The organism is Microbacterium sp. NPDC076895, from assembly GCF_040687115.1.
Taxonomy (GTDB): domain Bacteria; phylum Actinomycetota; class Actinomycetes; order Actinomycetales; family Microbacteriaceae; genus Microbacterium.
In genome coordinates this window covers 23,845-46,736 of record NZ_JBFBMQ010000008.1, presented here as the reverse complement: position 1 = coordinate 46,736, position 22,892 = coordinate 23,845, and the positions used below count along the sequence as shown (strand labels likewise).

At 62.9% G+C, this 22,892-nt stretch carries 22 protein-coding genes and 1 tRNA gene; 11 read left to right on the top strand and 12 right to left on the bottom strand.

The window, feature by feature from the left end:
* The first annotated feature begins 62 nt into the window (after nucleotides 1-62).
* Nucleotides 63-139 (top strand) — tRNA-Pro (locus tag AB0O89_RS08665).
* On the opposite strand, the gene AB0O89_RS08660 is transcribed toward AB0O89_RS08665, so the two are convergent.
* Nucleotides 102-2,060 (bottom strand): recombinase family protein, encoded by a 1,959-nt coding sequence (locus tag AB0O89_RS08660; protein ID WP_363496370.1) that lies wholly within the window; start codon nucleotides 2,058-2,060, stop codon nucleotides 102-104. The genes AB0O89_RS08665 and AB0O89_RS08660 overlap by 38 nt on opposite strands.
* Here AB0O89_RS08660 and AB0O89_RS08655 point away from each other — a divergent pair.
* Nucleotides 2,059-2,241: a hypothetical protein gene (locus AB0O89_RS08655; RefSeq protein ID WP_363496367.1), complete on the top strand. Its 183-nt coding sequence runs from the start codon at nucleotides 2,059-2,061 to the stop codon at nucleotides 2,239-2,241. The two genes, AB0O89_RS08660 and AB0O89_RS08655, sit on opposite strands and share 2 nt — an antisense overlap.
* On the opposite strand, the gene AB0O89_RS08650 is transcribed toward AB0O89_RS08655, so the two are convergent.
* The 9 genes from AB0O89_RS08650 to AB0O89_RS08610 all read right to left on the bottom strand — a co-directional run bounded on the left by AB0O89_RS08650 (nucleotide 2,231) and on the right by AB0O89_RS08610 (nucleotide 8,546).
* Nucleotides 2,231-3,055 carry a hypothetical protein gene (locus AB0O89_RS08650; protein ID WP_363496364.1) on the bottom strand — a complete coding sequence of 275 codons (825 nt, stop codon included), beginning with the start codon at nucleotides 3,053-3,055 and terminating at the stop codon, nucleotides 2,231-2,233. The two genes, AB0O89_RS08655 and AB0O89_RS08650, sit on opposite strands and share 11 nt — an antisense overlap.
* The gene (locus AB0O89_RS08645) at nucleotides 3,052-3,405 is read right to left on the bottom strand and encodes a hypothetical protein (RefSeq protein ID WP_363496361.1); all 354 of its coding nucleotides are present in this window, start codon (nucleotides 3,403-3,405) and stop codon (nucleotides 3,052-3,054) included. Before AB0O89_RS08645 ends, AB0O89_RS08650 begins: the two co-directional genes overlap by 4 nt.
* Nucleotides 3,402-4,247, bottom strand: coding sequence for a replication-relaxation family protein (locus AB0O89_RS08640; protein WP_363496358.1), 846 nt, complete (start codon nucleotides 4,245-4,247; stop codon nucleotides 3,402-3,404). Before AB0O89_RS08640 ends, AB0O89_RS08645 begins: the two co-directional genes overlap by 4 nt.
* 178 nt (nucleotides 4,248-4,425) lie before the next feature.
* Nucleotides 4,426-6,552, bottom strand: a complete 2,127-nt coding sequence (locus tag AB0O89_RS08635) for a hypothetical protein (RefSeq protein ID WP_363496355.1) — start codon at nucleotides 6,550-6,552, stop codon at nucleotides 4,426-4,428.
* Nucleotides 6,545-6,745 (bottom strand): hypothetical protein, encoded by a 201-nt coding sequence (locus AB0O89_RS08630; protein ID WP_363496352.1) that lies wholly within the window; start codon nucleotides 6,743-6,745, stop codon nucleotides 6,545-6,547. The genes AB0O89_RS08635 and AB0O89_RS08630 overlap by 8 nt, the downstream gene beginning before the upstream one ends.
* A gap of 202 nt (nucleotides 6,746-6,947) precedes the next feature.
* A complete protein-coding gene (locus tag AB0O89_RS08625) occupies nucleotides 6,948-7,148 on the bottom strand; it encodes a hypothetical protein (RefSeq protein WP_167253807.1) in 201 nt (66 codons plus the stop codon).
* A complete protein-coding gene (locus AB0O89_RS08620) occupies nucleotides 7,148-7,762 on the bottom strand; it encodes an MT-A70 family methyltransferase (RefSeq protein WP_363496349.1) in 615 nt (204 codons plus the stop codon). Before AB0O89_RS08620 ends, AB0O89_RS08625 begins: the two co-directional genes overlap by 1 nt.
* A 194-nt stretch (nucleotides 7,763-7,956) precedes the next feature.
* Nucleotides 7,957-8,238: a hypothetical protein gene (locus AB0O89_RS08615; RefSeq protein ID WP_363496346.1), complete on the bottom strand. Its 282-nt coding sequence runs from the start codon at nucleotides 8,236-8,238 to the stop codon at nucleotides 7,957-7,959.
* Nucleotides 8,238-8,546 carry a hypothetical protein gene (locus tag AB0O89_RS08610; RefSeq protein ID WP_253034149.1) on the bottom strand — a complete coding sequence of 103 codons (309 nt, stop codon included), beginning with the start codon at nucleotides 8,544-8,546 and terminating at the stop codon, nucleotides 8,238-8,240. The genes AB0O89_RS08615 and AB0O89_RS08610 overlap by 1 nt, the downstream gene beginning before the upstream one ends.
* Before the next feature lie 96 nt (nucleotides 8,547-8,642).
* On the opposite strand from AB0O89_RS08610, the gene AB0O89_RS08605 reads away from it, so the two are divergent.
* Nucleotides 8,643-9,494 (top strand): hypothetical protein, encoded by an 852-nt coding sequence (locus tag AB0O89_RS08605; protein WP_363496343.1) that lies wholly within the window; start codon nucleotides 8,643-8,645, stop codon nucleotides 9,492-9,494.
* A 263-nt stretch (nucleotides 9,495-9,757) separates the two neighbouring features.
* Here AB0O89_RS08605 and AB0O89_RS08600 read toward each other — a convergent pair whose 3' ends face one another.
* Nucleotides 9,758-10,675 carry an NAD(P)-dependent oxidoreductase gene (locus AB0O89_RS08600; RefSeq protein ID WP_363496340.1) on the bottom strand — a complete coding sequence of 306 codons (918 nt, stop codon included), beginning with the start codon at nucleotides 10,673-10,675 and terminating at the stop codon, nucleotides 9,758-9,760.
* Nucleotides 10,676-11,850: 1,175 nt separating this feature from the next.
* Here AB0O89_RS08600 and AB0O89_RS08595 point away from each other — a divergent pair.
* The gene (locus AB0O89_RS08595) at nucleotides 11,851-12,171 is read left to right on the top strand and encodes a hypothetical protein (RefSeq protein ID WP_363496337.1); all 321 of its coding nucleotides are present in this window, start codon (nucleotides 11,851-11,853) and stop codon (nucleotides 12,169-12,171) included.
* 80 nt (nucleotides 12,172-12,251) lie between these two features.
* On the opposite strand, the gene AB0O89_RS08590 is transcribed toward AB0O89_RS08595, so the two are convergent.
* Nucleotides 12,252-12,449, bottom strand: coding sequence for a hypothetical protein (locus AB0O89_RS08590; RefSeq protein WP_363496334.1), 198 nt, complete (start codon nucleotides 12,447-12,449; stop codon nucleotides 12,252-12,254).
* Between the two features lie 86 nt (nucleotides 12,450-12,535).
* Between AB0O89_RS08590 and AB0O89_RS08585 the strand changes: the two genes are divergently transcribed.
* The 7 genes from AB0O89_RS08585 (at nucleotide 12,536) to AB0O89_RS08555 (ending at nucleotide 22,887) form a co-directional block, all read left to right on the top strand.
* Nucleotides 12,536-13,066: a hypothetical protein gene (locus tag AB0O89_RS08585; protein WP_363496331.1), complete on the top strand. Its 531-nt coding sequence runs from the start codon at nucleotides 12,536-12,538 to the stop codon at nucleotides 13,064-13,066.
* Nucleotides 13,060-13,590 carry a DUF3846 domain-containing protein gene (locus AB0O89_RS08580; protein ID WP_363496328.1) on the top strand — a complete coding sequence of 177 codons (531 nt, stop codon included), beginning with the start codon at nucleotides 13,060-13,062 and terminating at the stop codon, nucleotides 13,588-13,590. Before AB0O89_RS08585 ends, AB0O89_RS08580 begins: the two co-directional genes overlap by 7 nt.
* A 141-nt stretch (nucleotides 13,591-13,731) precedes the next feature.
* Entirely contained in the window at nucleotides 13,732-13,926 is a 195-nt protein-coding gene (locus tag AB0O89_RS08575; protein WP_363496325.1) for a hypothetical protein, read from the top strand.
* A 213-nt stretch (nucleotides 13,927-14,139) separates the two neighbouring features.
* Entirely contained in the window at nucleotides 14,140-15,705 is a 1,566-nt protein-coding gene (locus AB0O89_RS08570; protein ID WP_363496322.1) for a type I restriction-modification system subunit M, read from the top strand.
* 5 nt (nucleotides 15,706-15,710) lie between these two features.
* The gene (locus AB0O89_RS08565) at nucleotides 15,711-16,943 is read left to right on the top strand and encodes a restriction endonuclease subunit S (RefSeq protein WP_363496319.1); all 1,233 of its coding nucleotides are present in this window, start codon (nucleotides 15,711-15,713) and stop codon (nucleotides 16,941-16,943) included.
* Nucleotides 16,940-20,044 (top strand): type I restriction endonuclease subunit R, encoded by a 3,105-nt coding sequence (locus tag AB0O89_RS08560; protein ID WP_363496316.1) that lies wholly within the window; start codon nucleotides 16,940-16,942, stop codon nucleotides 20,042-20,044. The genes AB0O89_RS08565 and AB0O89_RS08560 overlap by 4 nt, the downstream gene beginning before the upstream one ends.
* 2 nt (nucleotides 20,045-20,046) lie before the next feature.
* Nucleotides 20,047-22,887 (top strand): TrlF family AAA-like ATPase, encoded by a 2,841-nt coding sequence (locus tag AB0O89_RS08555; protein WP_363496313.1) that lies wholly within the window; start codon nucleotides 20,047-20,049, stop codon nucleotides 22,885-22,887.
* Nucleotides 22,888-22,892 lie beyond the last annotated feature (5 nt).

The following is a 22,892-nucleotide window of genomic DNA, read 5'->3' as shown; positions in this document are numbered from 1 at the left end:
GTTCGTACGCAGCAGCCCGGACCGGCTAGGATAGGGGAGTTGTCCGCGCTTCGGTGCGGCTCCGGGATGTGGCGCAGCTTGGTAGCGCACTTGACTGGGGGTCAAGGGGTCGCAGGTTCAAATCCTGTCATCCCGACCAATACAGGCTTATTCAAACCTTTGGACTGAGTAAGCGGGTATAGGTCCGAAAGAGAGTCTTCCGCAGAAATGCGGGAGGCTCTCTTTTCTTTGGTCGGTGAGTGCGTGCTCGCGCTGAGGCGGTGCTGGGCGCGCCAGTCGTGGAGGCCTGCGTTGAGTTCGGTGCGTTCGACGCCGATGCTCACCTCGCGGTCGGTGACCTGGACGTCGAGTCGCGTGAAGAACGCGGTGAGGAGCTCGCGGCGAACGTTGTCGGGCAGCTGCTTGTAGAGCGCGGCGGGATCTTCGAGGAGATCGACGAACGCGAAGGCCTTGTCCACGCCGTGACGGATGCGCTCGACCGTCCGCGTGAGCTTCTCGGTGATGGCGCCCTTCTGGAGCGTCACGTACTCAAGCCTCTGGCGCAGCTTCTCGACGGCGATCGTTCCGTCGGCGGCGAGTTCGATGAGCCGCTCTTCCTGGGCTTCGAGCTTCTTCAGCTGCGTGCGGAGGGCGTCCTTCTCTTCCTGATCCGCGGCTTGGAGTTCGACGAGGGCGCGTCGCACTTCCTCACGAGCGGACGCGATGTCCTCTGCACCGAAGCGCTCAGCCGCGACCTGTCGCGCCACCTCGTCTTCGAGTTCGTCGAGTCGCGCCGACGGCATCGAGCAGTGACCGCGCTGCTTCGCGGTGCAAACGTAGTACTCGTACGTGCCGCCATGCCCCTTGTTCTGGCTGTAGACGAGTCGACTCGTGCGCCCCTCCGCCTTGCATTCGGCGCAGTACAGCAGGCCGCGCAGGAAGTGGAAGTGAATCCGGTCGCGGTCTCCCTTGCGGTTGCGTCCGTCGAGGATCTTCTGCACTGCGAGGAATAGCTCCTTCGAAATGAGTGGCGTGTGCCTGCCCGGGTGGAGCTTCCCCTTGTAGCGGATGACTCCGGTGTAATACGGGTCGCGCAGGATCATGGCGAGCTGGCTGCTCGACAGCGGCTTGGCGGCCCGTTTGCTCGACTGCCGCGTGGTCAGGCCCTGATCTTCCAGCATCATCTGGAGCTGCGTGATCGAGAACTGATTGGTGGCGTACTGCTCGAAGGCCCAGATGATGAGTGGTGCGCGAACGGGGTCGACATCGATCGTGTTGACGAGGCGTCCGTCGAAGTCCTTGCGCACGTTGAGGTAGCCGAGCTTGGCTCGCCCCACGCTTCCGCCTCGTTCTACCTTGTGGGCCATCTTGATGCGGATGTCCTCGCCGCTCATGCGGACCTGGAGTTCGTTGACGACGTCGGTGATGGCCTCCATCGCATCACCCATGTAGCCGTCGCCGAAGTTCTCCTTGGCCGAGATCAGTTCGACGCCCTTGTCGCGCAGTTGGCGTTTGGTGATGGCGGCATCGAGGTGGTTGCGGAAGACGCGCGAGCGCATGTAGATCACGACGTAGCGGATGTCGGGGTTGGCATCGACGAAGCGGAGGAGCTTCTTGAACTCCGGCCGCTTGTCGATGGTCTGCGCAGACTGGCCCGGTTCGACGAACTCGCGGAGAATCGGCACGCCGAGCTCCTTCGCCTTGCGGATCGCCCACTCGCGCTGAGTGGCGATGCTGTTGCCGTCCTCGTCGAGGTCGGCTGCGGTGTTGAGCTGGCGCGTCGTGGAGACGCGCAGGTAGCTGATTGCCACGCCCGTGCGGAGCGGGACGTGCATCGCGTCGTCGCCCTTGAATAGGTGTTCCAGCCCTGCGACTGATGTGAGATTCGGCTTTGCCAGGGTGGCTGCCGATTCCTCGCCTTCTTGGTACATATGAGGCCCTCCTTCGGTTAGGTCCTCCGGATTTACGCTCTTCTCGGCCGGGAAGTCCAGTCCTTTGGCGGCTTCCAGGGCATCTCCACCGCCGTCGACCGGGGTCGCGTCGGCGATGTAGTTTTCACCTCGCTCATCGCGTTCGTCCATGGCCCTTCCCTTCTTGTGTCTGGGGCTCTTTCGGTGGCTGTTCGAGGTGAACGACGAGGCCGAGGAGTACGCGAGCGAGTCGACGTGGATCGGGTCGCGCACGCCAGACAGGAGTGATGTCGATGCGCCGGTCTGCGCGTGGGCGTCCTCGCCTGCGTGGTGGGTCGCTGCTACTTGTTGAAGGCATGGAGCATGCCTCCCTCCTCGACGAAGTCGTAGGCGTCGCGGGTGCGTTCGATGACGTAGTCGATGTTCAGGTGGACGGCGTCAGCGGGCAGGCCGTGATCATCAGCCCAGTTGCCGAGTTCGATCTCCCAGTCCTCGAGCGGACTGAGTGCGAATACCGCGTCGTCGATGGAGTTGAAGCTGCCGACGTAGTTCTCCTGAAAGCTGTCGAGCAGGTCCGCAGCGGCGGCGTTCACGTCCGGCAGCGACAGGAACGCTCTGAAGGCGGGGCCGAAGAACTCGTCGCACTCTTCGAGACGGACGATCAGCTGCTCCATCCCGGCGGCGTCGAGACTGGCAGGGACATGCACCGTGACGGGCGTACCGCTGGTGGGGAGGGTGGTGCGTACCAGGAGACGGTCGAGCTTGGGTGGCAGGTGCTCATTCTGATAGGTCCGACCGGAGCCGGTCCCCATCTTGTCGATGAGGTACGTGCCGAACCAGTCGATGAGTTCTTTGGCCTCGGCGGTGGCGTCATCGTCGGTGTAGAGGCGTAGGTATTCCTCGCGAAGATCGAGGTAGGTGCTCTCGCCCGTTCTCCCGAACTCGGCGAGGGCGGACTCTCGTCCGAGCGCGCGCCCGAGCGCGTGGGCGATGCAGCGGGCGGTGTCGTGGTCGACTTCCCGGTGCTCCGCGAGTGCCGCTGCAATGCCGTCCGCAATGGGGTGTCCGAAACGGCGGGAGGCGACTTCGAGTCGACGCCAGTCAGGGGACGTGCGTTCAGGCGCGAGACGCGCCTCGGGTGTGATCTTGGGCTCGTGCTCGCTCATGAGCGCTTTCCCGCGGTGATGATGTAGCGCCCGAGCGCGTCGAGCCAGGGCTCTCGCTCGATCGGGACGGTGACGTTGTTGAGTTCAGCGAGCGCGGCCTCGGCGTTAAGGATGCCAGTTCCGGCGAAGCGCTCGAGCGCGCTGCCGGGGCCGTCGTGAATGGTGGCCGCAATGAGTTGCGCGAGGAAGGCATCGCGGCTGTTCGGGTCGAGCGTGAGCCAGGCGTCGATGATGAAGTGTGCATGCTTGGTCTGGTCGATGGTGCGCATCCACTTCGGGAACTTGGACTTGGTGCGCAACCTGTTGTTGTCGGCGCCCGTCGGCGCGACGGGGATGGTTGATGAGTTCATGTGATTCCTCCTTTCGGGGTGAATGGTGATGAGGGCCCGTACGGGGCCAGCGTGGCGAGTGTCTGCTCGCCGGTGATGATGGTGAACAGGCCCGGGGCGAGTCCACGATCGGCAGCGATGGCCTCGCGGATCTTCTGGGCGCGGTCGATGCCGGGGACGATCCAGACGATGGCCGGGTACAGCTTCCGCGTCTGCTGTTCGATGCCCGTGCGTTGGTGGCGCTGGTAGGTGTAGCACTTTCGAAGTACGGCAGGTAGATGCTCGGTGGCGCGGTCGACCTCGATGAACGAGTGCGTCTCGGTGGCGGCGTCGGCGGTGACGACCAGGAGGTCGGGCTTGAGCGTGATCACGGATGCGCCGCTGCCGTTGAAGCTGCGCCAGCTGGCTGGCTCGAGTTCGAGCTCGAGGAGTTCGAAGCGGTGGGCGTGTGCCTGCTCAAGCAGACTGACCGCGATGTCGGCGACGGCGAGGGTGTGAGCGACGAATGTGAGACCTGGCTCGTCGTAGCGCCGCCGTCGCGGTTCGCCGCGTCGGGCACGAAGATAGCGCTCGCCCGCTGGCCCGAGCTGCCAGATCGTGACGGCTGAGCCGTGCTTGATGCCACCGATTCTCCGGGCCAGCCGAGCGATTGCACCGCGGGCTTCGAGTCGGTTCAGCACGCGGGTCGTCCCTCGCGTCGCACCGCTCACGGTGACATGCGGACCCAAGGGTGCCGCCGGGAAGTGCAGTCGCTGCAGCTGTCGAGTAGTGAGAAGTCGAAAGCGTTCGAGATCCTCGAGGATGCGAACGTCGCGCTCAGTGAGGTGCTCCTCGAGGTCGAGATGACGAACAGCGGTCACCATGAGGCCGCCCTCCGGGCTGGGGTGAAGCGTCCTGGAACACAGGGGCAGTCCGCGCCCGCACCGGCCGAGGTTCGCCGGAACGTGGCCGAACGTGGCGGCGAGTGTTCGTCGTGAAGTGAACAGCGGACGGAGCGCCGAGCGGACAGGGCGATCCAGTGGTTGGGGGCGTGCCGAGCGATCATGCGCGCCTTGCCTTCTGGTGCGTCGGGCGGCCCGCCTGGTGCTCTGGTGACGAGGTTGCTGCGACTTCGGAGGTGGTCGGCGGCAGGGCACCGTAGCGATCTCGGCTGCGCTGGCGGACATCGTCGCGGATACCGAGCGCTGGGCGCGGTGGCAGGGTGCGCCCCGAGCACCATCCGGCTGGCACGCTCCCGGCAACCAGGTGGGCGTAGATCTCGAAGCGAGGCAACGCCTGGAAGTCGTCGGCAGACAGTTGCGGGGCCATCCGGGCGAGATCACGAGCATCGTCCGGGCCAACGGCGAAGCAGATCTTGCTGCGCGCATTCGTATCGAGCGCCGCCCGCATGGCGGGTGGAAGCTGGCCTCGGTACTGGTGCGCCAGATGCCAGGCGACGCCATAGGAACGTGAGGTCGCGAGGGCGTCGGCGATCGAGGTCGGCAGGTGCAGGTAGTTCTGCACCTCGTCGATGAACACCATCCCCGGCCGCTTCGTGGGGTGCTTCTCGCGAGCACGCTCCAGCGTCGCATTCCAGAGTTCGGCGACGATCAGGCTGCCGAGCAGCTTGGCCGCACCGGTCCCGATCAGCGCATCGTTCAGCGGTACCAGGACGACGCTGCGCTCGCGGAAGACGTCGCGGAGCCGGAAGCGCGGTCGTGCCTGCCCGAGCATGCGAACCAGCGGTGCGCGCAACAGGATCTTGCGAAGCTTATTCAGAGGTGCAGCGATCATGGCAGCGCGTTGGGCGGGGCTGAGTTCCTCAAACTCGGCCCAGAAGGAGGCCAGCGTCGCGTCGTCCTGCATCGCGGCGATCACTGGGCGTCGGAAGGCAGCGTCCGTTAGGAGGCGTGGCAGATCGATGAGCGTGTACGGATCGATGGTCCGTTGCCCAGCCCGGGCGAGCGATAGGAGCGCACCGTGGATCAGGTACTCGGTGCGTGGTCCCCACCCTTCCTCGAAGACGGCGGCGAGGGCGGCGATGATGCCGTCGACCACGACGTCCGGATCGCGGTCGCCGATGTCGAGCGGGTTGAAGCCCACCGGCATCGTGTCGGCAGCGTCGAGCACGACAACGCGCTGCGCATGCTCGGGGGCGATGCGATCGAGGATGCTGTCGACCAGTTGCGCCTTGGGCTCGACGACTACGCAGGCCCGACCAGCCTCGATGTCGGAGAGGATGAGGTGCTCCAGCACGGTGGACTTGCCCGAGCCCGTTGGCCCGGTCGCCACCAGGTGCTGCAGCCGACTGGCCGGATCCATCCCGATCAGACGCTCCGGACCCGGTGCGGTACCGGTCGCGAATACCGACGACGTCGCGCTGACGATCTCGGGCACCGGCAAGCGACGCGGATGGGTGCCGGCGATGCCGGGATAGTCGCGCTCGCCGAGCGGCCAGGCCAGCATCGACGTCAGTTCGTCCGGTGAAGGCCGAAACGCGGCGCGAGCGGTTGCCGCGCGCCAGCGGCTCGACGAGTCGTAGTTGAGACTGAGTCGAAGTCCAGGACTCTGCAGGAGTTGGAGAGCGCCGAATACTTCCCAGACGAGCGCGCCGGTGCGCTTCTGATTGCCAGCAGTGCCCCCGATTCGGAGCGTCGCCGCGGTCGTCGGCTGGGCGGCCCGCTGCTGAAGGCGCCTACGGGTCTCGGGCTCCACGGCGCGGACGCCTTCGAACACGAGCGACGCGAATGGCTGCATCGGATCGGCCGACTTCGCTGCGACGGAATACGCTGCGTGCGTACGTCCCAGGACGAGCTGCAGCGCAATGTGCTCCTCGCCCCGGCGTGCAGCGAGTGCTTGGTAGATCGCCGACGCGACCTGCTCAGGGTCGGTGGCGGCGAGCGGCAGGATGCCGGGGTGCGCCACAACCCGGCTGACGGCGGCCACGTCCGGCCGTGTGGCGGGCTCAAGGGCGAGGCCTGGCAGGTGGCCCCGAAGGAGGCGCTTGAGGCGCGGTGCGGCCGCTGACGGGTAGCCGACGAGATGCGTCACACTGTCCGCGCTGGCGTGTACCTCGAAGACAAGCGGTCGTGGGGCGTCGGCGCTCATCAGGCGCGTCATCAGCTGGGTCACGCTGTCGGCGCCGAGTGGGCGCGGCAGATGCAGACGAGCGAAGACCAGATCAGGCATGGTCGCCTCCTTCGTCGCATTCGACGTGTTCGGCGCGAGCGGCGGCTTCGAGGCGAGCTTGTTCTAGGCCGGCGCTGGTGATGATGCGGGCGATCCGCTCGGTGCGCGTATCGCTGTTGGACTCCGAGAACACCTGGACGCGCCGGTCCACGCTCTTCCGATAGCGGCGACGGCCGCGGGTGTGTCGGGTCATGAGACAACCTCCTTCCCACCGCTGCCCATGAAGGGCTGATTGGTTCGCGTCACGGTCGCGGAAGGACGTTGGGATCGCTCATAGCCATAAGCCGAATGAGCACAATGGCGCCTATTACGAACTCGAACGCTCGATTTGTCAAGCGTTTTCAAGCGCCGTTGTCCATTCCACAACGACCCGACAGAGGTGAACTCGCTCATGCTTAGAACCGTCGACCCCACCAGTAGCGGTACACGATGACCGCGCACCACCAGACGAGAGCGATGCCGACGATCAGGAGGACCCAGCCCCAGAACTGCGCGAGCAGCTCCAAGGCGAGCCAGAGAGCGACGATGCCGCCGAGAATGAGCAGGCAGGCGCGGAAGAAGCGCATCGGCGTGGGCGCGGGGGTGTCGTCGGGCATCAGTCATCACCGACCCCTCTATCTGCGCCGGCTCTGGTGAAGTCGCTCGGCACCGGATACCCCGGGATCGTGATGTCGGACTCGATCTCGTTGCCCCACACCGACCAGTCCGCGTGGCTGTTGGGGCGTTGCCTGGCGAACAGTTCGAGGTAGGGGCCGTCGAGCACGCGCTCGATCAGCGGGATCATTTCCTCCGGCTTCTGGCTGTGCGCCTGTCGTGGGAACAGCAGCGTCGAGCGCTGTCCGCGGAACTTGAACGGCGCCTTGCCGCGCACGCCGTGCAGCAGGATCTCGTGCGAGCCGCGGAAGTAGTTCCCGAGGCCCATGTAGTACTTGTCCCAGACGGCGTTCGTCTTATAGGTGAAGCCCCATGACTTCATGACCTCCAGTGCCCCGGGCAGCGCCGCGTTGGTCGTCCACAGCAGCAGCGTCGAGTTCTCCGCGGCCAACTCGACGATCGGCATCTGCTTGATGCGATCGAGGGTCATGAGGTCGTAGTGGTTGATGGCGCCGCGGGCGCCGGCCTGGGCGATGTCCCAGGGCGGGTCGGCGTAGATCACGGCGTACTTCTTGTGTGGGGACGCCGCTGCGGCGCCCGGGGTCTGGTTGGTCATGTCAAGGAACTCCTTTCTCCAGCCCGCAGCGAAGCGTGCGAGCGATGGCGAGGACTGGTTATGCGCGTCCGAGAGCGGGTCGTCAATATTCCGGTCGCTGTCGTTGCCAAAACCACAACGACCGGAACACTGACGAGCAGTTGGTGCGGCGACGCGGACGCGGATGGTCATCGTCCGCGCCGCCGCGGTTCAGCTCACGAGTCAGACGACTCGTTCGGCGTGCGCCCCGAGGCGAGGAACGACTCGCGGATGAGCGCCTTGCGTGCCTCGTGCGCTTCCATGCCGAGCGCGTCGGCCAGCTGGAGCACGGTGCGGCGCAGCTCGTCCTGCTTGCGGTCGAGCTCGGCCTCGATACGCGCGCGGCGGCGCTCGCCGAAGGAGCTCCGGACGGCGGCCACCAGTTCGCGTGCCCACTGGATCGTCTCGGCGGAGACATCGACCAGGCGGTCGAAGGCGCCCTGGGCCGTGGTCGCCATCACTGCCACCGCCGAATCGCCGCCGAGGCGCCCAGCGTGTAGCTGTCGACGATCTCGCGGTAGCGGGCCTCCCCGAGCGGCGCGACCGTGATGAGGTGCTGCTCGAGCGCGGTCAGGGCACCGACGTGCTCGAGCGCCGTGTGCGTCACGAACGCACGGCCGTCCTCGGTGAGCTTGGCGACGATGGCGCGGGACTGCACCCGCTCCACCTCGCGACGGGTCTGCCGCTGGATGCCAAGCGACAACGAAGAGAGCCCCTGCGGGCTCATGGCGCTCCCCGTGGTGGGGAGCAGTTCGGATGCGGTCATCTTCTGCCTCCTGGAGATAGCTCCCTGCGGATGGGGAGTTCGTACTTCTAGGCTCAGGCGCGGCGTTCGTCCTGTCTTTGGCGCAAAATTGGCACCATGGCAGAGCCCGCCGATCCAGTGCGTGACGAACTGATCCGCGAGCTGCGGCTGTTTCGGCGGGGGCAGGGAGAGCCGACGATCACGCGAATGACCGGGCTGTTCTACCTCGTCGAAGCGCTCGGCGATGGAATCCCCGAGCGCGCATTCGATGAACTGATGCGCCTGTACGAGCAGTACGGCACCGACCCGGGCACGTCGGTCGGCGCGTTCTTTTACCTCTCAGGCGCGGGCGTGGGGTTGGAGTCCGTGGATCAGCGGCGCACCCAGTATGTGAGCGAGCACTTTGCCGCGGACGTCTCGACACCGTGGCGGCGCTCCGACCGCGGAATAAAGGAGCTTGTGACGCTCATCCGTGACCGTGACGAGCACGCTCGCCCCTGGGCGTTCGTATCCGTCTTCCAGTCTGGCAACGCGTTCCAGCCGGTCCTCGACTTCAATCTCCGCAAAGAGGCCTGGTCGCCTCCCGTCGTTGAGATCGACGGCGAACCGGTCGCGTTCGACTTCACCGTCCGTCCACACCCCACACTGCCCGACTTCGTCCACCGCCGAGTCGTGCTGCCAGAATCGCCCCTCAACCTCAACGTCGGGTTCGCCGAGCGCATGGCCGTCGTCCGAGTCGGCTGGAGCATGCCGATATGGCCGGTCTGGAGCGTCTTCGCGTGGACCGCCGATCCGCGCATCGCTGTTCACCTGCGCACCTTCCGCGAACGCGCCGTCGAGGTGTCACTGCAGTGGTGGCGACACGCACCTCCAGGCGACGTCGCCGGCCTCGTCACTGACGGTGCCATCTGGGCGGAGCGACGCGACCCAAACACAATGAACCTCCCAGAGGGTTGGGAGGTTCGCTAGGAAGTCCATTCAATCCCGACGACGGCCTTGCCGACCGCGAGCTGACCGAGTGGGAGCAGCTGATCAGCGACGGCATGAAGATTACGCGCAAGCCCGACAGATCCGCTTGTTCTCCGCGTTGATCAAATCTGACTTGATCCAGGTCAGCTTGAGCTTGGCGGCGAGGCCGGCCATCGAGGGGAGCTCCGAGGCGATAGCGGTTTTTTGGCGCTTGGTGAAGCAATGGTTGACACGTCAGTGCGGTGTTCTGGTTCTCGCCTATGTCACCGGATCTCGATGAAATGCGTATTCCACGTTCGTGCGACGTTGCGACGAAGGTCCTCGCGAATTTCGATCAGCGGCGTTTGGTACGTCGCGCCGGCGAGTTGCTCATGGGAGTTTGCGAGTTCATGTACGGCGGCCAGCTTTTCGCCTGATATCAGATGGAGAGCGGGTCCCAGGACTGCACCGTGGAGGAAGTTGGGCGCGTTTCCATCGTTCATCAGCCAAAACTCGCGGTCGCCTCCAACCTCGCGATAGAGCGAGAGTCCAGATCCATCAGCTTCGGCCCCGACACTGTCGTATGCATCGAGAAGGTACTCCTCATCGAATTCGCTGTCCCTCGATGTAACCGTCGCAATGACAGCTCCTCGCCGAACGGAGTCCAGAGCCGTGCGGTCAAGAGCGTGGGATCCTGTCGCCGATACCACCAAAGTTCCGAAGTCCACGGCCTCCTCGATGCTTCCATACACCGGGTATCCGCGCACAGCCGCTTCCGCGCGCGCGATCGGGTCGGTGTCGAACACCACTGTTGGTACACCACGGGTGCGCAGGGCCTCCGCGACAGCTCGACCAACGCGCCCGAACCCAATAACCGTCGCGGTGCGAGTCTGAAGGACTTGGCCATGCTGTCGAAGAATCGCCTCCGCAGAGAAGATGATCCCGGCGCCGACGAGGAAGTCCTCCGGCAGCTTCAGTGAACTACGTGCGACCGAAACGATCGGGATTGGTGGGTCGATGCGAAGGGTTCGAAAGTGACGCTCGTAGGCTGAAGCGCCATTCTCCGTTCCTTCCAGCACCCCTAGAAACTGGTCTTTGTAGCGCTCTGCGATCGCGAGTATCGACGGAGCAAAGTACGCACCAATATCGCATAGCAGAAAAGGCAGATCCGGCTTCAATGCATCGGCCAGCGTGGAGAGCACCGAGTCAACATCTTCTGCCCACTTTCGTGACAGAGCTTGACGGGGAAAGCTCAAGCTCTCAGCCACTCTCGTACCGGCTTCGCTCGCCAATGACTTGGGCTTCGCAAGAAGAAGACATATGGGAGCGATCGAGTCAACTGCTCGCAAGAAGAAGGGCGCATCCGGTAGAACGTGAGCAATCACGACCGACTGTGTTGGCGTAGGAACAGGGCCGAGGAGTGCTGTCAGATGCGAATAGAAGGCGCTCACGCGAGCGCCTTCGTGTTCACTTAGTGTTAGAGCCAAGCCGTGCTCCTCAAATCACATATCGACGTCCATTTGCATATTCCTCCTAACGCATATTTTAGCTGATTTGCCTACCAAGTCCAACGGATCGCGTATCTCCTACCAACGGCAGGATCATGAACCGTGCTTCGATACTCAACGTAGGGAACCCCTCCGACACTGAGTTCAGTGCCAGCCACACGTACGGACTCCTTATGCGCGCTTTCAACGAGTTCCTGAGTCGAATGCACAACGACGGGGAGCGCAGAAGGTATTCGAACCGCCAAGTCCACGATCTCGTTGCCGTCTGTGACGCGGTGAGTCAAGAACGGTTGAAAAGTCCGCCGGATGTCGACAAATGTGTGATCAACCTCTAAGTCGCACTCTTCCCCTGGTTCATAGATGCGACCAAGGTCGATCACCAGCAGCCTTCCACCGCCGTCAACCTTGATCGCCGGGCCATGAAGTCTCGGTGAGGGGAGCGATGAATCAGGCGCAGGTGGGCCGATTCGCGGAGACGACTCGTCCCCGCTTCCCGTCCAGTCGTAGCGAGAGAATACGAATCGCGACGGGTGTGTGCATCGCAGATGAAAAGCGTGCTGTACGCGGATGGTCAATCTCGACGCATCGACAACCGTCAACGTGTGCGAGACGGCGCTACGTTTGAACCCGTCATCGAGCTCGCGCGGCAGCATGAGGCGATCGTAGCGGATGGGAGGCAGGTTGCCCGACCAAGGCGCATGGGGAGTTCGCGCCTGGTGATGTCTTATCGTTGTGGTTTTCGCAACGCTCGCGATCGGAAGATTGACCCCGCGAATAGGCGGTGCATAATCGGCCTCGCTCCTCGTCGGCGTGCGGCGTAGATGATCCCAACCGGGGATCGTCCGTCGCTTCCGATGAGGAGGCTCACCATGAGTGAGAACACCCCTGCCGACGTGCCGGCCTCGGCGCTCGGTCCGCTGCGGACGCTCGCCGTTCGTATCACCGATGGCCTGCGGGCGCAGCTGGACGTGCTCGCCCAGCTCAACGGCCGAACCGTCACCGAAGAGATCCGCCTCGCCCTCGAGTCGTGGGTCGAGACCAGCAAGTCCGACCCGAAGGTGCTCGAGCGCGCCGAGACGGTGCGCGCCGAGATCGAGCGCGAAGCCAAGACCAAGCAGAGCGCGATCGAGGCCATCTTCGGCGGTGCGAGCGGCGGCAAGACGCCGCGCCGGTCGTCGGGTTCCGCCTGACCGCAGTTCGGCATGCAGGGAGATCCGGCTGTTCGGGACTGGGCGCTTCACCGCGCTCGTCCCGGACAGTCGGTACACCATCAACGCCAGCGCTTGCGCGACGTGAGATGCCAACCACGGCAGTCGTCGCAGAAGTAGACGCGCGCTTCCTGCTTCGGACGCGAAGCCTTGTCTTGGTTCTGAATCTGAGACAGCGCCAGCAACGCCGCGATCCGGTCGCGATAGCGCGTCTTCGTGCAGGTCGGCATGAGTCGGAGTCTTCCGGTGACCACCGACATGGTCAGTTCCTCCTTGCTGCCCCGCGGCTTCGGAAGAGAACCCGAGAGGGGTTCTCGGCCGCGACAACAGTAAGGAGGTGGGACGAATGGTGCGCAGCATCGTCATCCCGCACGACACAGAGCAGCGCCCTGCCTTCGTGGAGCTCGCCGATCTCGGCGCGTTCCAGGAGGCGGTCGACGGCTGGCTGGATCTCATTGAGATCCCGTCCATTGGCGTCACCGTCTACATGAACGAGGCCGAGCGTCGGACCCACGGTCCGCTGAACACCCGGGCCACTGCGTTCTGGTGGCTTCACAGCGCACAGCCGACGGCCCACCCGGTCATCCTCGGTGACGTCGTTCTGACGGGCGTCGGTGACCAGGAGAACGAGGGCGACGTCCCGGAGGCGGTCATCGAGCAGATCTTCCACCGCGACAACTTCGTGGTGCAGGTTCGCCCGTACGACCGCAGCTCCTGGTACGACTCGTTCGCGCGCTTCGACAGCGTCTTCGACGCGGCCCTCTGGTGTCTGCTGTTCGAGGCCACGATGCGTCCCGGAGCTCGGTTCCGCGTGCGGAGCGAGCCACCGATTCACATCGCCGAGCTTCCCCTCTTCGGTGGTGATCGGTCATGGTGAAGGCGCTCGTCATCCCGACCACCGAGGGCGAGCCGATCGTGGAGTGTGAGGTCAAGAAGCTCGAGGACTACCAGGCCGTGGTGGGCGGCTGGATCGAGCCGGTCGACATCCCGGCGCTCGGCGTGACGGTATACGTCCACGAGGAGGGGCTGATGCTCGATCTCCCCTTCAACCCGCGGGCCACGTTCCTCTGGTGGTACTTCGTACCCGAAGCCCGCCAGAAGGCCATGCTCGTCGGCCCAGCGCTCATCACGGGGCTGCCCGACCGAAACGGCGACAGCACTGATGTTCCGAGCGAAGTCGGCGCAATGCTCGCCCACCCGGGGGAGTGGCGCGTCGAGGTTCGGACAATCGGTGATCCGAAGTGGTATCGCAACCAGATGACGTACTCGGACTACTTCGAGGCGCTCGTCTGGGCGATGGTCACACTGGAGCGCTGGACGGCCGCGGAAGACACCCGCGTGGTGCCAGTGCTCCATGACGAGGTCGCGTCAACCAACGTCAGTCCGCCATCCGCGGCCTGACAAAAGGGCGGCGACTGCCCGGACTTGAGAACCTCCGAGTTCTCGTCCGGCGCGGTCGCCGCCTTCTTCTTTCAGCGCAGATACATCTTCGTGTCGGGAGCGTGTCGCGGGCTCGGCGCTCGATATCGTCGCCTCGTGAACATGGATCAGTGGCAAGTTGTGGACGGACCGCTCGAAGGTGAAGTTGTTGCACTCGAAGGGAACGACCGCGAGCAGTTCAAGTTGCGCCTCGACGATGGCCGCGTTGCGATCTACTCAGCCCACACGGGCAAGCACTACGGCATCCCAAATCAGCTGCTCTTCGTGGGCATCGACGTCTCCGACCGCCTCGTTTGATTGAAACGACGCCAGCGGCATTTACGAAAACCCCTGATAGATATACAATTATCACCAGATGCTGTCGCGTGGTTCGAGCTTGCTCCCATGCGTCGGCCTTGCCTCGAGGCGGTGCTGTCAACCCGGCCATGTCGCCGTGCGCCGATACATTGAGAGCAGCCGAGGTCAACAAACGAAGTGCGCCGAATCGGGCGCGAGGAGAAGTACAAGTCAATGACGCCGACCACCAAAGAATCCCAGCGCGCAGAACTGCACAAGACCATCTGGCGAATCGCGAACGACCTGCGCGGGTCGGTTGATGGCTGGGACTTCAAGAGCTACGTGCTCGGCATGCTCTTCTACCGTTTCATCTCCGAGAACCTCACCGCCTACATCAACAAAGGCGAGCACGAGGCCGGCGAGACCGACTTCAACTATGCTCACCTCCCCGACGCCCAGGCGGAGTTCGGACGCAAAGAGACCGTCTCCGAGAAGGGCTTCTACGTCCTCCCTTCGGAGCTCTTCCAGAACGTGCGTCGCCGCGCGGCCAAAGACGAGAACCTGAACGAGACGCTTGAGCGCGTCTTCAAGAACATCGAAGGCTCGGCGGTCGGCACTGACAGCGAGGACGACCTCAAGGGCCTCTTCGACGACCTCGACGTGAACAGCTCGAAGCTCGGCAACACCGTCGCCAAGCGCAACGAGAAGCTCGTGAAGCTGCTCGATGCCATCGGCGACCTGCCGCTCGGCAACTTCGAGGACAACTCGATCGACCTCTTCGGCGACGCCTACGAGTACCTGATGCAGATGTACGCCTCACAGGCCGGCAAGTCTGGCGGTGAGTACTACACCCCACAGGAAGTCTCCGAGGTGCTCGCCCGCATCACGGTCATGGGCAAGAAGCGCGTCAACAAGGTCTACGACCCCGCTGCCGGATCTGGCTCGCTGCTGCTCAAGTTCGCGAAGGTACTTGGTCGCGAGAACGTGGGCGGCTTCTTTGGTCAGGAGATCAACCTGACCACCTACAACCTCGCGCGGATCAACATGTTCCTGCACGACGTCAACTACGAGAAGTTCGACATCGCACACGGCGACACCCTGCTCGACCCGCAGCACTGGGACGACGAGCCGTTCGAGGCGATCGTTTCGAACCCGCCCTACTCCATCAAGTGGGATGGCGACGCCAACCCGCTGCTGATCAACGATGAGCGCTTCGCGCCGGCCGGTGTTCTGGCGCCGAAGTCGAAGGCTGATCTCGCGTTCACGATGCACATCCTGAGCTGGCTCGCCGTGAACGGTACTGCTGCGATCGTCGAGTTCCCTGGCGTGCTCTACCGCGGGGGAGCGGAGCAGAAGATCCGCAAGTACCTCATCGACAACAACTATGTCGACGCTGTGATCCAGCTACCGCCGGACCTGTTCTTTGGCACCACGATCGCGACGTGCATCATCGTGCTCAAGAAGTCGAAGACCGACAACTCGGTGCTCTTCATCAACGCCTCGGACGAGTTCAAGCGTGTCGGCAACAAGAACAAGCTCACGCCGGACAACCAGCAGAACATCCTGATGGCGCTCGATGTGCGGGAAGACGAAGATCACTTCGCGAAGCTTGTTCCAAACCAGGACATCGCGGCTAACGACTACAACATCTCCATCTCGTCGTATGTCGAGGAAGAAGATACCCGCGAGGCCGTCGACATCACAGCCTTGAACGCCGAGATCGCCGAGATCGTCGCGCGACAGGCTGAGCTGCGCGTCTCGATTGACGAGATCGTCGCGGACCTGGAGGGCTCCAAGTGAGCCGTGTGGACGACCTAATCGCCGAACACACGCCCAACGGCGTGGAGTTCCGCACACTCGGCGACATCGCACGATTCGTTCGTGGCAACGGCATGCCAAAGACCGATCTCGTTGATGAAGGCGTCGGTGCTATCCACTACGGCCAGATCTATACGAGGTACGGCGTCTGGGCGACCGAAACGATTTCATTCGTGGCACCGGAGACCGCCATGAAGCTCGCCAAGGCGCAGCCGGGCGACATCATCATCACCAACACCAGCGAGAACGTCGAGGACGTCGGAAAGGCCGTCGCCTGGCTCGGTTCGGAGCCGATCGTTACCGGCGGTCACGCCACCGTGATCCAGCACGACCTCGCCCCGAAGTACCTCGCCTACTGGTTTCAGTCAGAGTCGTTCTCGGTACAGAAGCGTGCGCTCGCCACTGGCACGAAAGTGATTGACGTGTCGGCTCGCCAGTTGGCGAAGGTGCGACTTCCCGTGCCGCCTATCGAGGTGCAACGCGAGATCGTGGGAATCTTGGATAAGTTCACCTCGCTGGAAGCGGAGCTGGAAGCGGAGCTGGAAGCTCGCCGTGTCCAGTACGAGTTCTATCGCGATTCGCTTCTCACCTTCCCAGTTGACACTCCCATCGCGCCGCTTGGCGAGTTGGGGACGATCTTCGGCGGCCTCACGGGCAAGTCAAAGGCCGACTTCTCAGGTGGGAACGCTCGCTACGCCACCTACACGAATGTCTTCAACAACATCGCACTGAACACTGAGGCGGATGACTTCGTGCGGATAGGGAATGATGAGCGACAGCGGTCGCTCGCCTACGGTGACGTGATCTTTACCGGATCATCAGAGTCGCTCGAGGAGGTTGGCATGACCTCGGTTGTCACGCGTCAGCTAGCCGAGCCGCTTTATCTCAACAGCTTCTGCATCGGCTTCAGAATGAACGATGACTCTCTATTGAATCCAGAGTTTGCAAAGCACCTCTTCCGCTCTGGTCCTCTACGAGCGCAGATCATCAAGACCGCAAATGGCGTCACGCGCATCAACGTGTCGAAGGTACGACTTGCGAAGATTCTTATTCCGCTTCCTCCTACGGCGGAACAGGAGCGCATCGCCCGCATTCTCGATCAGTTCGAGGCCCTTACGGGTGACTTGCATATCGGACTTCCGGCTGAGATTGCAGCCCGCCGAAAGCAGTACGAGCACTACCGCGACCGGCTTCTCACTTTCGAGGAGGCTGCTGCATGAGTGAAACCCTCCCACGCAAGTACGATCCGATCGCGGTCTCGGCCGAGTCAACCGTTGTCGCGGAATACATTCCAGACGCCCGCAGCTCGGCGGCCTATCAATCAGAGTCTGCGCTCGAGCAAGAACTGATTCGCCTCCTTGAATCGCAGGCATACGCGTACCTGCCTGTCACCTCTGAGGCGCAGCTCGTGGCAAACCTTCGCGCTCAGCTTGAGGCGCTGAACCAGATCACCTTCTCCGACGCGGAGTGGGCAGACTTCTTCGACAACAAGATCGCCGGCAAGAACGACGGCATCGTCGAGAAGACGGTGCGCATCCAGGAGGACCACGTCCAGCTCCTGAAGCGCGACGACGGCTCAACGAAGAACATCACGTTGCTCGACAAGCAGAACATCCACAACAACCGCCTACAGGTCATCAACCAGTACGAGATCGGCCAGGGCGAGGGTGGCGCGAACTACGCGAACCGCTACGACGTGACCGTGCTTGTCAACGGCCTGCCGATGGTCCACATCGAGCTCAAGCGCCGCGGCGTCGACCTCCGCGAGGCGTTCAACCAGATCAACCGATACCAGCGCGACAGCTTCTGGGCCGGCTCTGGCCTGTTCGAGTACGTGCAGCTGTTCGTCATCAGCAACGGCACGCTGACGAAGTACTACTCGAACACGACGCGCACCCAGCACATCAGCGAGGGCAAGAAGCAGACCAAGGGCCGCAAGACCTCGAACTCCTTCGAGTTCACGTCGTGGTGGGCGGACGCGCAAAACAAGCCGATCACGGACCTGACGTCATTCGCGAGAACATTCTTCGCCAAGCACACGCTGCTCAACATCCTCACCCGCTACTGCGTGCTCACGGCTGACCGGCTTCTTCTCGTTATGCGCCCCTACCAGATCGTCGCGACCGAGCGGATCCTGCAGCGCATCGACATCGCCACCAACTACAAGCACCTCGGTACCGTCGCCGCAGGTGGCTACGTCTGGCACACCACCGGTTCCGGCAAGACACTGACGAGCTTCAAGACGGCCCAGCTGGCCTCGAAGCTGCCAAGCGTCGACAAGGTGCTCTTCGTCGTGGACCGAAAGGACCTCGATTACCAGACGATGCGCGAGTACGACCGCTTCGAGAAGGGCGCGGCGAACTCCAACACGTCAACGGCTGTGCTGAAGAAGCAGCTCGAGGACTCGAATGCGCGGATCATCATCACGACGATCCAGAAGCTGTCGACCTTCATCAAGGCGAATAAGGGCCACGCGATCACGAACGACCACGTCGTGATCATCTTCGACGAGTGTCACCGGTCGCAGTTCGGCGACATGCACACCGACATCACCCGTGCGTTCAAGCGCTACAACCTCTTCGGCTTCACCGGCACCCCGATCTTCGCGGTCAACGCCGGCACGGGCGGAAACCCGCAGCTCAAGACCACCGAGCAGGCCTTCGGCGAGAAGCTGCACACCTACACGATCGTCGACGCGATCACCGACAAGAACGTACTGCCGTTCCGGATCGATTACGTCAACACCGTCAAGGTCGGCACCATTGTCGACAAGCAGGTGTCGGCCATCGACACCGAGAAGGCGCTGCTGGCGCCGGAGCGCATCAGCCAGGTCGTGAAGTACACCCTGGAGCACTTCGACCAGAAGACCAAGCGCTCATCGAGCTACGAGCACTCCGTCGTGACCAACGTCGCCGAATCGACCCGTGCGCGACGGCAGGCCGAGGCTGTCCGCGAGCGCAAGCGCGTGCGCGGCTTCAACGCCATCTTCGCAACGGCCTCGATCGATGCGGCGCGTCGCTACTACAACCACTTCCAGATCCAGCAGGAAGCCCTACCTGCCGATCGGCGCCTGAAGATCGGCCTGATCTACTCCTACGGCGCGAACGATGCCAGCGACGACGGCATCCTCGACGACGAAGCCTTCGACACCGATGCGCTGAGTACGGATGCGCGCGGCTTCCTCGAAGATGCCATCCAGGACTACAACGACATCTTCGGGACGAGCTACGACACCAGTGCCGACAAGTTCCAGAACTACTACAAGGACCTCTCGCAGCGGCTCAAGAACAGGGAGCTCGACCTCGTCATCGTGGTCAACATGTTCCTCACCGGCTTCGACGCGACGACCCTGAACACGCTCTTCGTAGACAAGAATCTGCGGGCACACGGCCTGATCCAGGCCTACTCTCGCACCAATCGCATTCTCAACTCGGTCAAGACGTACGGCAACATCGTCGCCTTCCGCGACCTTGAAGAGGAGACCAACGCCGCCCTCGAACTCTTCGGCAACAAGGACGCCCGCGGCGTCGTGCTCCTCAAGCCGTACGGCGACTACTACGGCGAGTACTCCGAGAAGGTCAACGAACTACTGACCTCGTTCCCGCTCGGCCAGCAGATCATCGGCGAGGCCGCTCAGAAGGAATTCATCCAGATATTCGGGCAGATCCTGCGGCTCGAGAACATCCTTACCTCGTTCGACGACTTCGCCGGGAACGAGATTCTCACCGAGCGCCAGGGCCAGGACTACCGCAGCGTCTATCTCGACCTGTACGCCGAGTTCCGCAAAGACAAGGACGCTGACAAGGAGCTGATCAACGACGACGTCGTCTTCGAGATCGAGCTGATCAAGCAGGTCGAGATCAACGTCGACTACATCCTGATGCTCGTCCAGAAGTACCGCAGTCAGCACGGCGACGGCGAGGACAAAGAGATCCGCGCCGAGATCTCCCGCGCTGTCGACGCTAGCCCGACCCTACGCAACAAGAAGGACCTCATCGAAGCCTTCGTCGACTCCGTCTCCGTCGACGGCGCCATCGACGAGGAATGGCAGGCGTTCATCGCTGCCAAGCGCGAGGCGGAGCTTGACGCCATCATCGAGGACGAGCGGCTCCGCGCCGACGCCACACGGGCATTCATCGAGATCGCGTTCCGCGACGGTGCGCTCCGCACGACTGGAACGGCGATCACCAAGGTGCTTCCGCCTGCCTCCCGGTTCTCTGCCGATGGTGGCCACGGCGAGAAGAAGCAGCGCGTGATCGACAAGCTTGGGTTGTTCTTCGAGCGGTTCTTCGGACTGAGTGCCAACGGAGTGGACGAGTAAGCATGGGGACGCAAGTGAATCGAATCGACCTGCAAGACGACGGCACGCACTACTATCGGGCGGACTTCCAGGTCCACACGCCGCGCGATACGAACTGGGACGGGCCGCGCCCGACGACGGAAGAAGAGCGCGCAGCATGGGCCGCGAGCTTCGTACAGGCAGCACGCGCGAAGCAACTGAACGCAGTTGCGATCTCAGATCACCACGACTTCGCGATGTACCCCTACGTCCGGCAGGCCGCAATTGACGAACTAGACAGCATGGGTGCGCCGGTCCCCGAGAAGGAACGTCTCGTTGTCTTTCCCGCGCTCGAGCTAACTCTTGCGCTGCCGTGTCAAGCGATCTTGATCCTCGACGCCGACTTCCCAATCGATCGACTTGATGACGTGCTGAAGGCGCTTCATCATGAACCTTTCGACCCGGCGGCTACCACCCTTCCCTCGACCACCGTGCTTCCGAACTCCGACACCTTTACGACGATCTGTGCACAGCTAGACATGAAGCCGTGGCTGAAGGGCCGCTACATACTGCTTCCCAACGTCACGCCCAAGGGTCACAAGACGATCCTTCGTGAGTCCTTCCAGGACAAGTACAAGGACGCTTTCTCCGTCTGTGTGGGCGGGTATCTTGACGGCTCGATCTCCATCCTCGACAAGAAGGTCGGCGAGGCGCGAATCCTCGACGGGCTCGACAAGAACTGGGGCGATCGGGCCATCGCTCTCTTCCAGACGTCTGACTCGCGAACATCTGACTTTGCCCAACTCGGCAGCACAGCGACGTGGGTGAAGTGGTCCCGTCCCACGGCGGAAGCGCTACGGCAAGCGAGCCTCGCCCGCGAGTCTCGAATCTCGCAGGTCGAGCCCGCGGTCCCGAACGTCTGGATCTCGCGCGTCGTGGTGTCTCAGAGCAAGTTCATGGGGAGACTCGATTCACGCCTGAACCCGCAGTACACCGCGCTCATTGGCGGACGTGGAACCGGGAAGTCTTCGGTGCTCGACTACATTCGATGGGCGCTCGGCGATCAGGTTGCGAACACCGGGGAGGATGACGAACTCGTAGATCCACGTGCGCGGCAACGACGCCTCATCAACGCGACGCTCGTTCCGTACGATGCAGTGGTCGAGGTACACCTCGTCATCAACGACGTTCCGCACGTTGTGCGCAGGCACGCCAAGAGTGGTGAGTTCGAGCTCCAGGTCGGTGATGGAGACTTCGAGACCGTTCACGAGACGATCGTGCAGCGGCTACTACCAATTCAGGCGTATAGCCAGAAGCAGCTATCCAGCGTGGCAATCCGTCTCGATGAGCTAACTCGTTTTCTTGAGGCACCGATCCTCCGGCAACTGGAAGATATCGACCGACGCCATGTCGAGATCCAAGGCCGGTTGCGCGAGAACTACGGCACTCTGCAGCGACACCGGAGTGTTGCACGGGAGGCCGAGCAATCTCGGGCGCGCATCAAATCGCTCACTGGCCAGGCACAGGCATTGCGTGATGGCCTCACCGGGCTGAGCGAAGCCGATCGGACGTTGCTCAACCACAAAGCTGGCCACGACCATGCGGCGACAGTTGTGGAGGCATGGCGCCAGCAGCTCTCGACGCTCGAACAGGGCGTTGAAGCCGTCAGGTCATCGTTCGAGAGCACCGTCAATCAAGTAGTTGCGCCCGAAGATGCACCCGAGGAGCTGAGAGCCGAACTGGATGCTGCCGTGGCGGCGATCCACCAAGCGCTCCGAGAGGCTGAGACTGCACTTCGAGCAACAGGCGATGGCTTGACGCTCGCCACCGCGCCTGCCGGAGCGATCGATGTACGCCTTGGGTCCATCAGCGACCAACTGACCGCATTCAATGAGAAGTACAGCGCGGTAAAGGAGCGGTCGACCGCCCACGAAGTCAAGCTCCGGCAGCTCGCCGAACTGGAAGGGCAGATCAAGTCCGCGACCGATCTCTTGAGAAGGCAGGAACTCGAGCACGGGCGACTCGGGAATCCGGCTGCTGAACACGATCACCTTCGCGAAGAGCTTCGAGATCTAAACCGCGAGCGGTCCGCGGCACTCGAGGCACAATGTGTCGCTCTATCCGCCGCTTCGGACGAACTGATACGCGCATCACTTGAGGTCGGGCACAACTTCGCCGAGGCACAGGCCAAATTCCGAGGTCTCGTCACCGGGTCCGGATTGCGTAGCAACAAGATCGAGAACCTGTTCGACCTACTCACGACCGACAAAGAGCCGGTTGTGACATGGGAGGCGATTCTGGCGGAACTCGAGCTCGTCATGCTGCTCGGTCCCGACGCCGAACTCACATCAGAAATGACCCCCACACTCAGTCGGCTGGGATTGACAGTGCAGGACCTTCAGCGCATCAAGCCGAAGATCACCCCTGAAGGCTGGTTGGATCTCTCGCTCACGCCGCTCGTGGACCAGCCTGTCTTCGAGTACCAGAGCAAGCCCGGGACGTACATTCCGTTCAGCTCAGCGTCTGCGGGACAGCAGGCCACTGCACTCCTGACGACCCTGCTGACGCAAGACGGAATGCCACTCCTCATCGACCAGCCGGAGGAAGATCTCGATAGCGAGACTGTGCAACACATCGTGGCGAAGATCTGGGCAGCGAAGGGGCGTCGCCAGCTGATCCTCGCGAGTCACAACGCCAACCTTGTCGTCAACGGCGACGCTGACCTGGTACTAGTGTGTGGCTACACCACCGCTGGAGACCAGTCGGCTGGAACCATTAGGGCCAGTGGTGCGATTGACCAGCCGGAGGTTCGCGACGCGATCACCCGCGTTATGGAGGGCGGAGAGACAGCGTTCAAGCTCCGCAAGGAAAAGTACGGGTTCTGACGACG

What these genes read in the sequence shown, in the direction of transcription:
- AB0O89_RS08655 (WP_363496367.1), top strand. Translation starts at nt 2,059, where the DNA reads ATGGCCCTTCCCTTCTTGTGTCTGGGGCTCTTTCGGTGGCTGTTCGAG.
- AB0O89_RS08660 (WP_363496370.1), bottom strand. Translation starts at nt 2,060, where the DNA reads ATGGACGAACGCGATGAGCGAGGTGAAAACTACATCGCCGACGCGACC.
- AB0O89_RS08650 (WP_363496364.1), bottom strand. Translation starts at nt 3,055, where the DNA reads ATGAGCGAGCACGAGCCCAAGATCACACCCGAGGCGCGTCTCGCGCCT.
- AB0O89_RS08645 (WP_363496361.1), bottom strand. Translation starts at nt 3,405, where the DNA reads ATGAACTCATCAACCATCCCCGTCGCGCCGACGGGCGCCGACAACAAC.
- AB0O89_RS08640 (WP_363496358.1), bottom strand. Translation starts at nt 4,247, where the DNA reads ATGGTGACCGCTGTTCGTCATCTCGACCTCGAGGAGCACCTCACTGAG.
- AB0O89_RS08635 (WP_363496355.1), bottom strand. Translation starts at nt 6,552, where the DNA reads ATGCCTGATCTGGTCTTCGCTCGTCTGCATCTGCCGCGCCCACTCGGC.
- AB0O89_RS08630 (WP_363496352.1), bottom strand. Translation starts at nt 6,745, where the DNA reads ATGACCCGACACACCCGCGGCCGTCGCCGCTATCGGAAGAGCGTGGAC.
- AB0O89_RS08625 (WP_167253807.1), bottom strand. Translation starts at nt 7,148, where the DNA reads ATGCCCGACGACACCCCCGCGCCCACGCCGATGCGCTTCTTCCGCGCC.
- AB0O89_RS08620 (WP_363496349.1), bottom strand. Translation starts at nt 7,762, where the DNA reads ATGACCAACCAGACCCCGGGCGCCGCAGCGGCGTCCCCACACAAGAAG.
- AB0O89_RS08615 (WP_363496346.1), bottom strand. Translation starts at nt 8,238, where the DNA reads ATGGCGACCACGGCCCAGGGCGCCTTCGACCGCCTGGTCGATGTCTCC.
- AB0O89_RS08610 (WP_253034149.1), bottom strand. Translation starts at nt 8,546, where the DNA reads ATGACCGCATCCGAACTGCTCCCCACCACGGGGAGCGCCATGAGCCCG.
- AB0O89_RS08605 (WP_363496343.1), top strand. Translation starts at nt 8,643, where the DNA reads ATGGCAGAGCCCGCCGATCCAGTGCGTGACGAACTGATCCGCGAGCTG.
- AB0O89_RS08595 (WP_363496337.1), top strand. Translation starts at nt 11,851, where the DNA reads ATGAGTGAGAACACCCCTGCCGACGTGCCGGCCTCGGCGCTCGGTCCG.
- AB0O89_RS08590 (WP_363496334.1), bottom strand. Translation starts at nt 12,449, where the DNA reads ATGTCGGTGGTCACCGGAAGACTCCGACTCATGCCGACCTGCACGAAG.
- AB0O89_RS08585 (WP_363496331.1), top strand. Translation starts at nt 12,536, where the DNA reads ATGGTGCGCAGCATCGTCATCCCGCACGACACAGAGCAGCGCCCTGCC.
- AB0O89_RS08580 (WP_363496328.1), top strand. Translation starts at nt 13,060, where the DNA reads ATGGTGAAGGCGCTCGTCATCCCGACCACCGAGGGCGAGCCGATCGTG.
- AB0O89_RS08575 (WP_363496325.1), top strand. Translation starts at nt 13,732, where the DNA reads ATGGATCAGTGGCAAGTTGTGGACGGACCGCTCGAAGGTGAAGTTGTT.
- AB0O89_RS08570 (WP_363496322.1), top strand. Translation starts at nt 14,140, where the DNA reads ATGACGCCGACCACCAAAGAATCCCAGCGCGCAGAACTGCACAAGACC.
- AB0O89_RS08560 (WP_363496316.1), top strand. Translation starts at nt 16,940, where the DNA reads ATGAGTGAAACCCTCCCACGCAAGTACGATCCGATCGCGGTCTCGGCC.
- AB0O89_RS08555 (WP_363496313.1), top strand. Translation starts at nt 20,047, where the DNA reads ATGGGGACGCAAGTGAATCGAATCGACCTGCAAGACGACGGCACGCAC.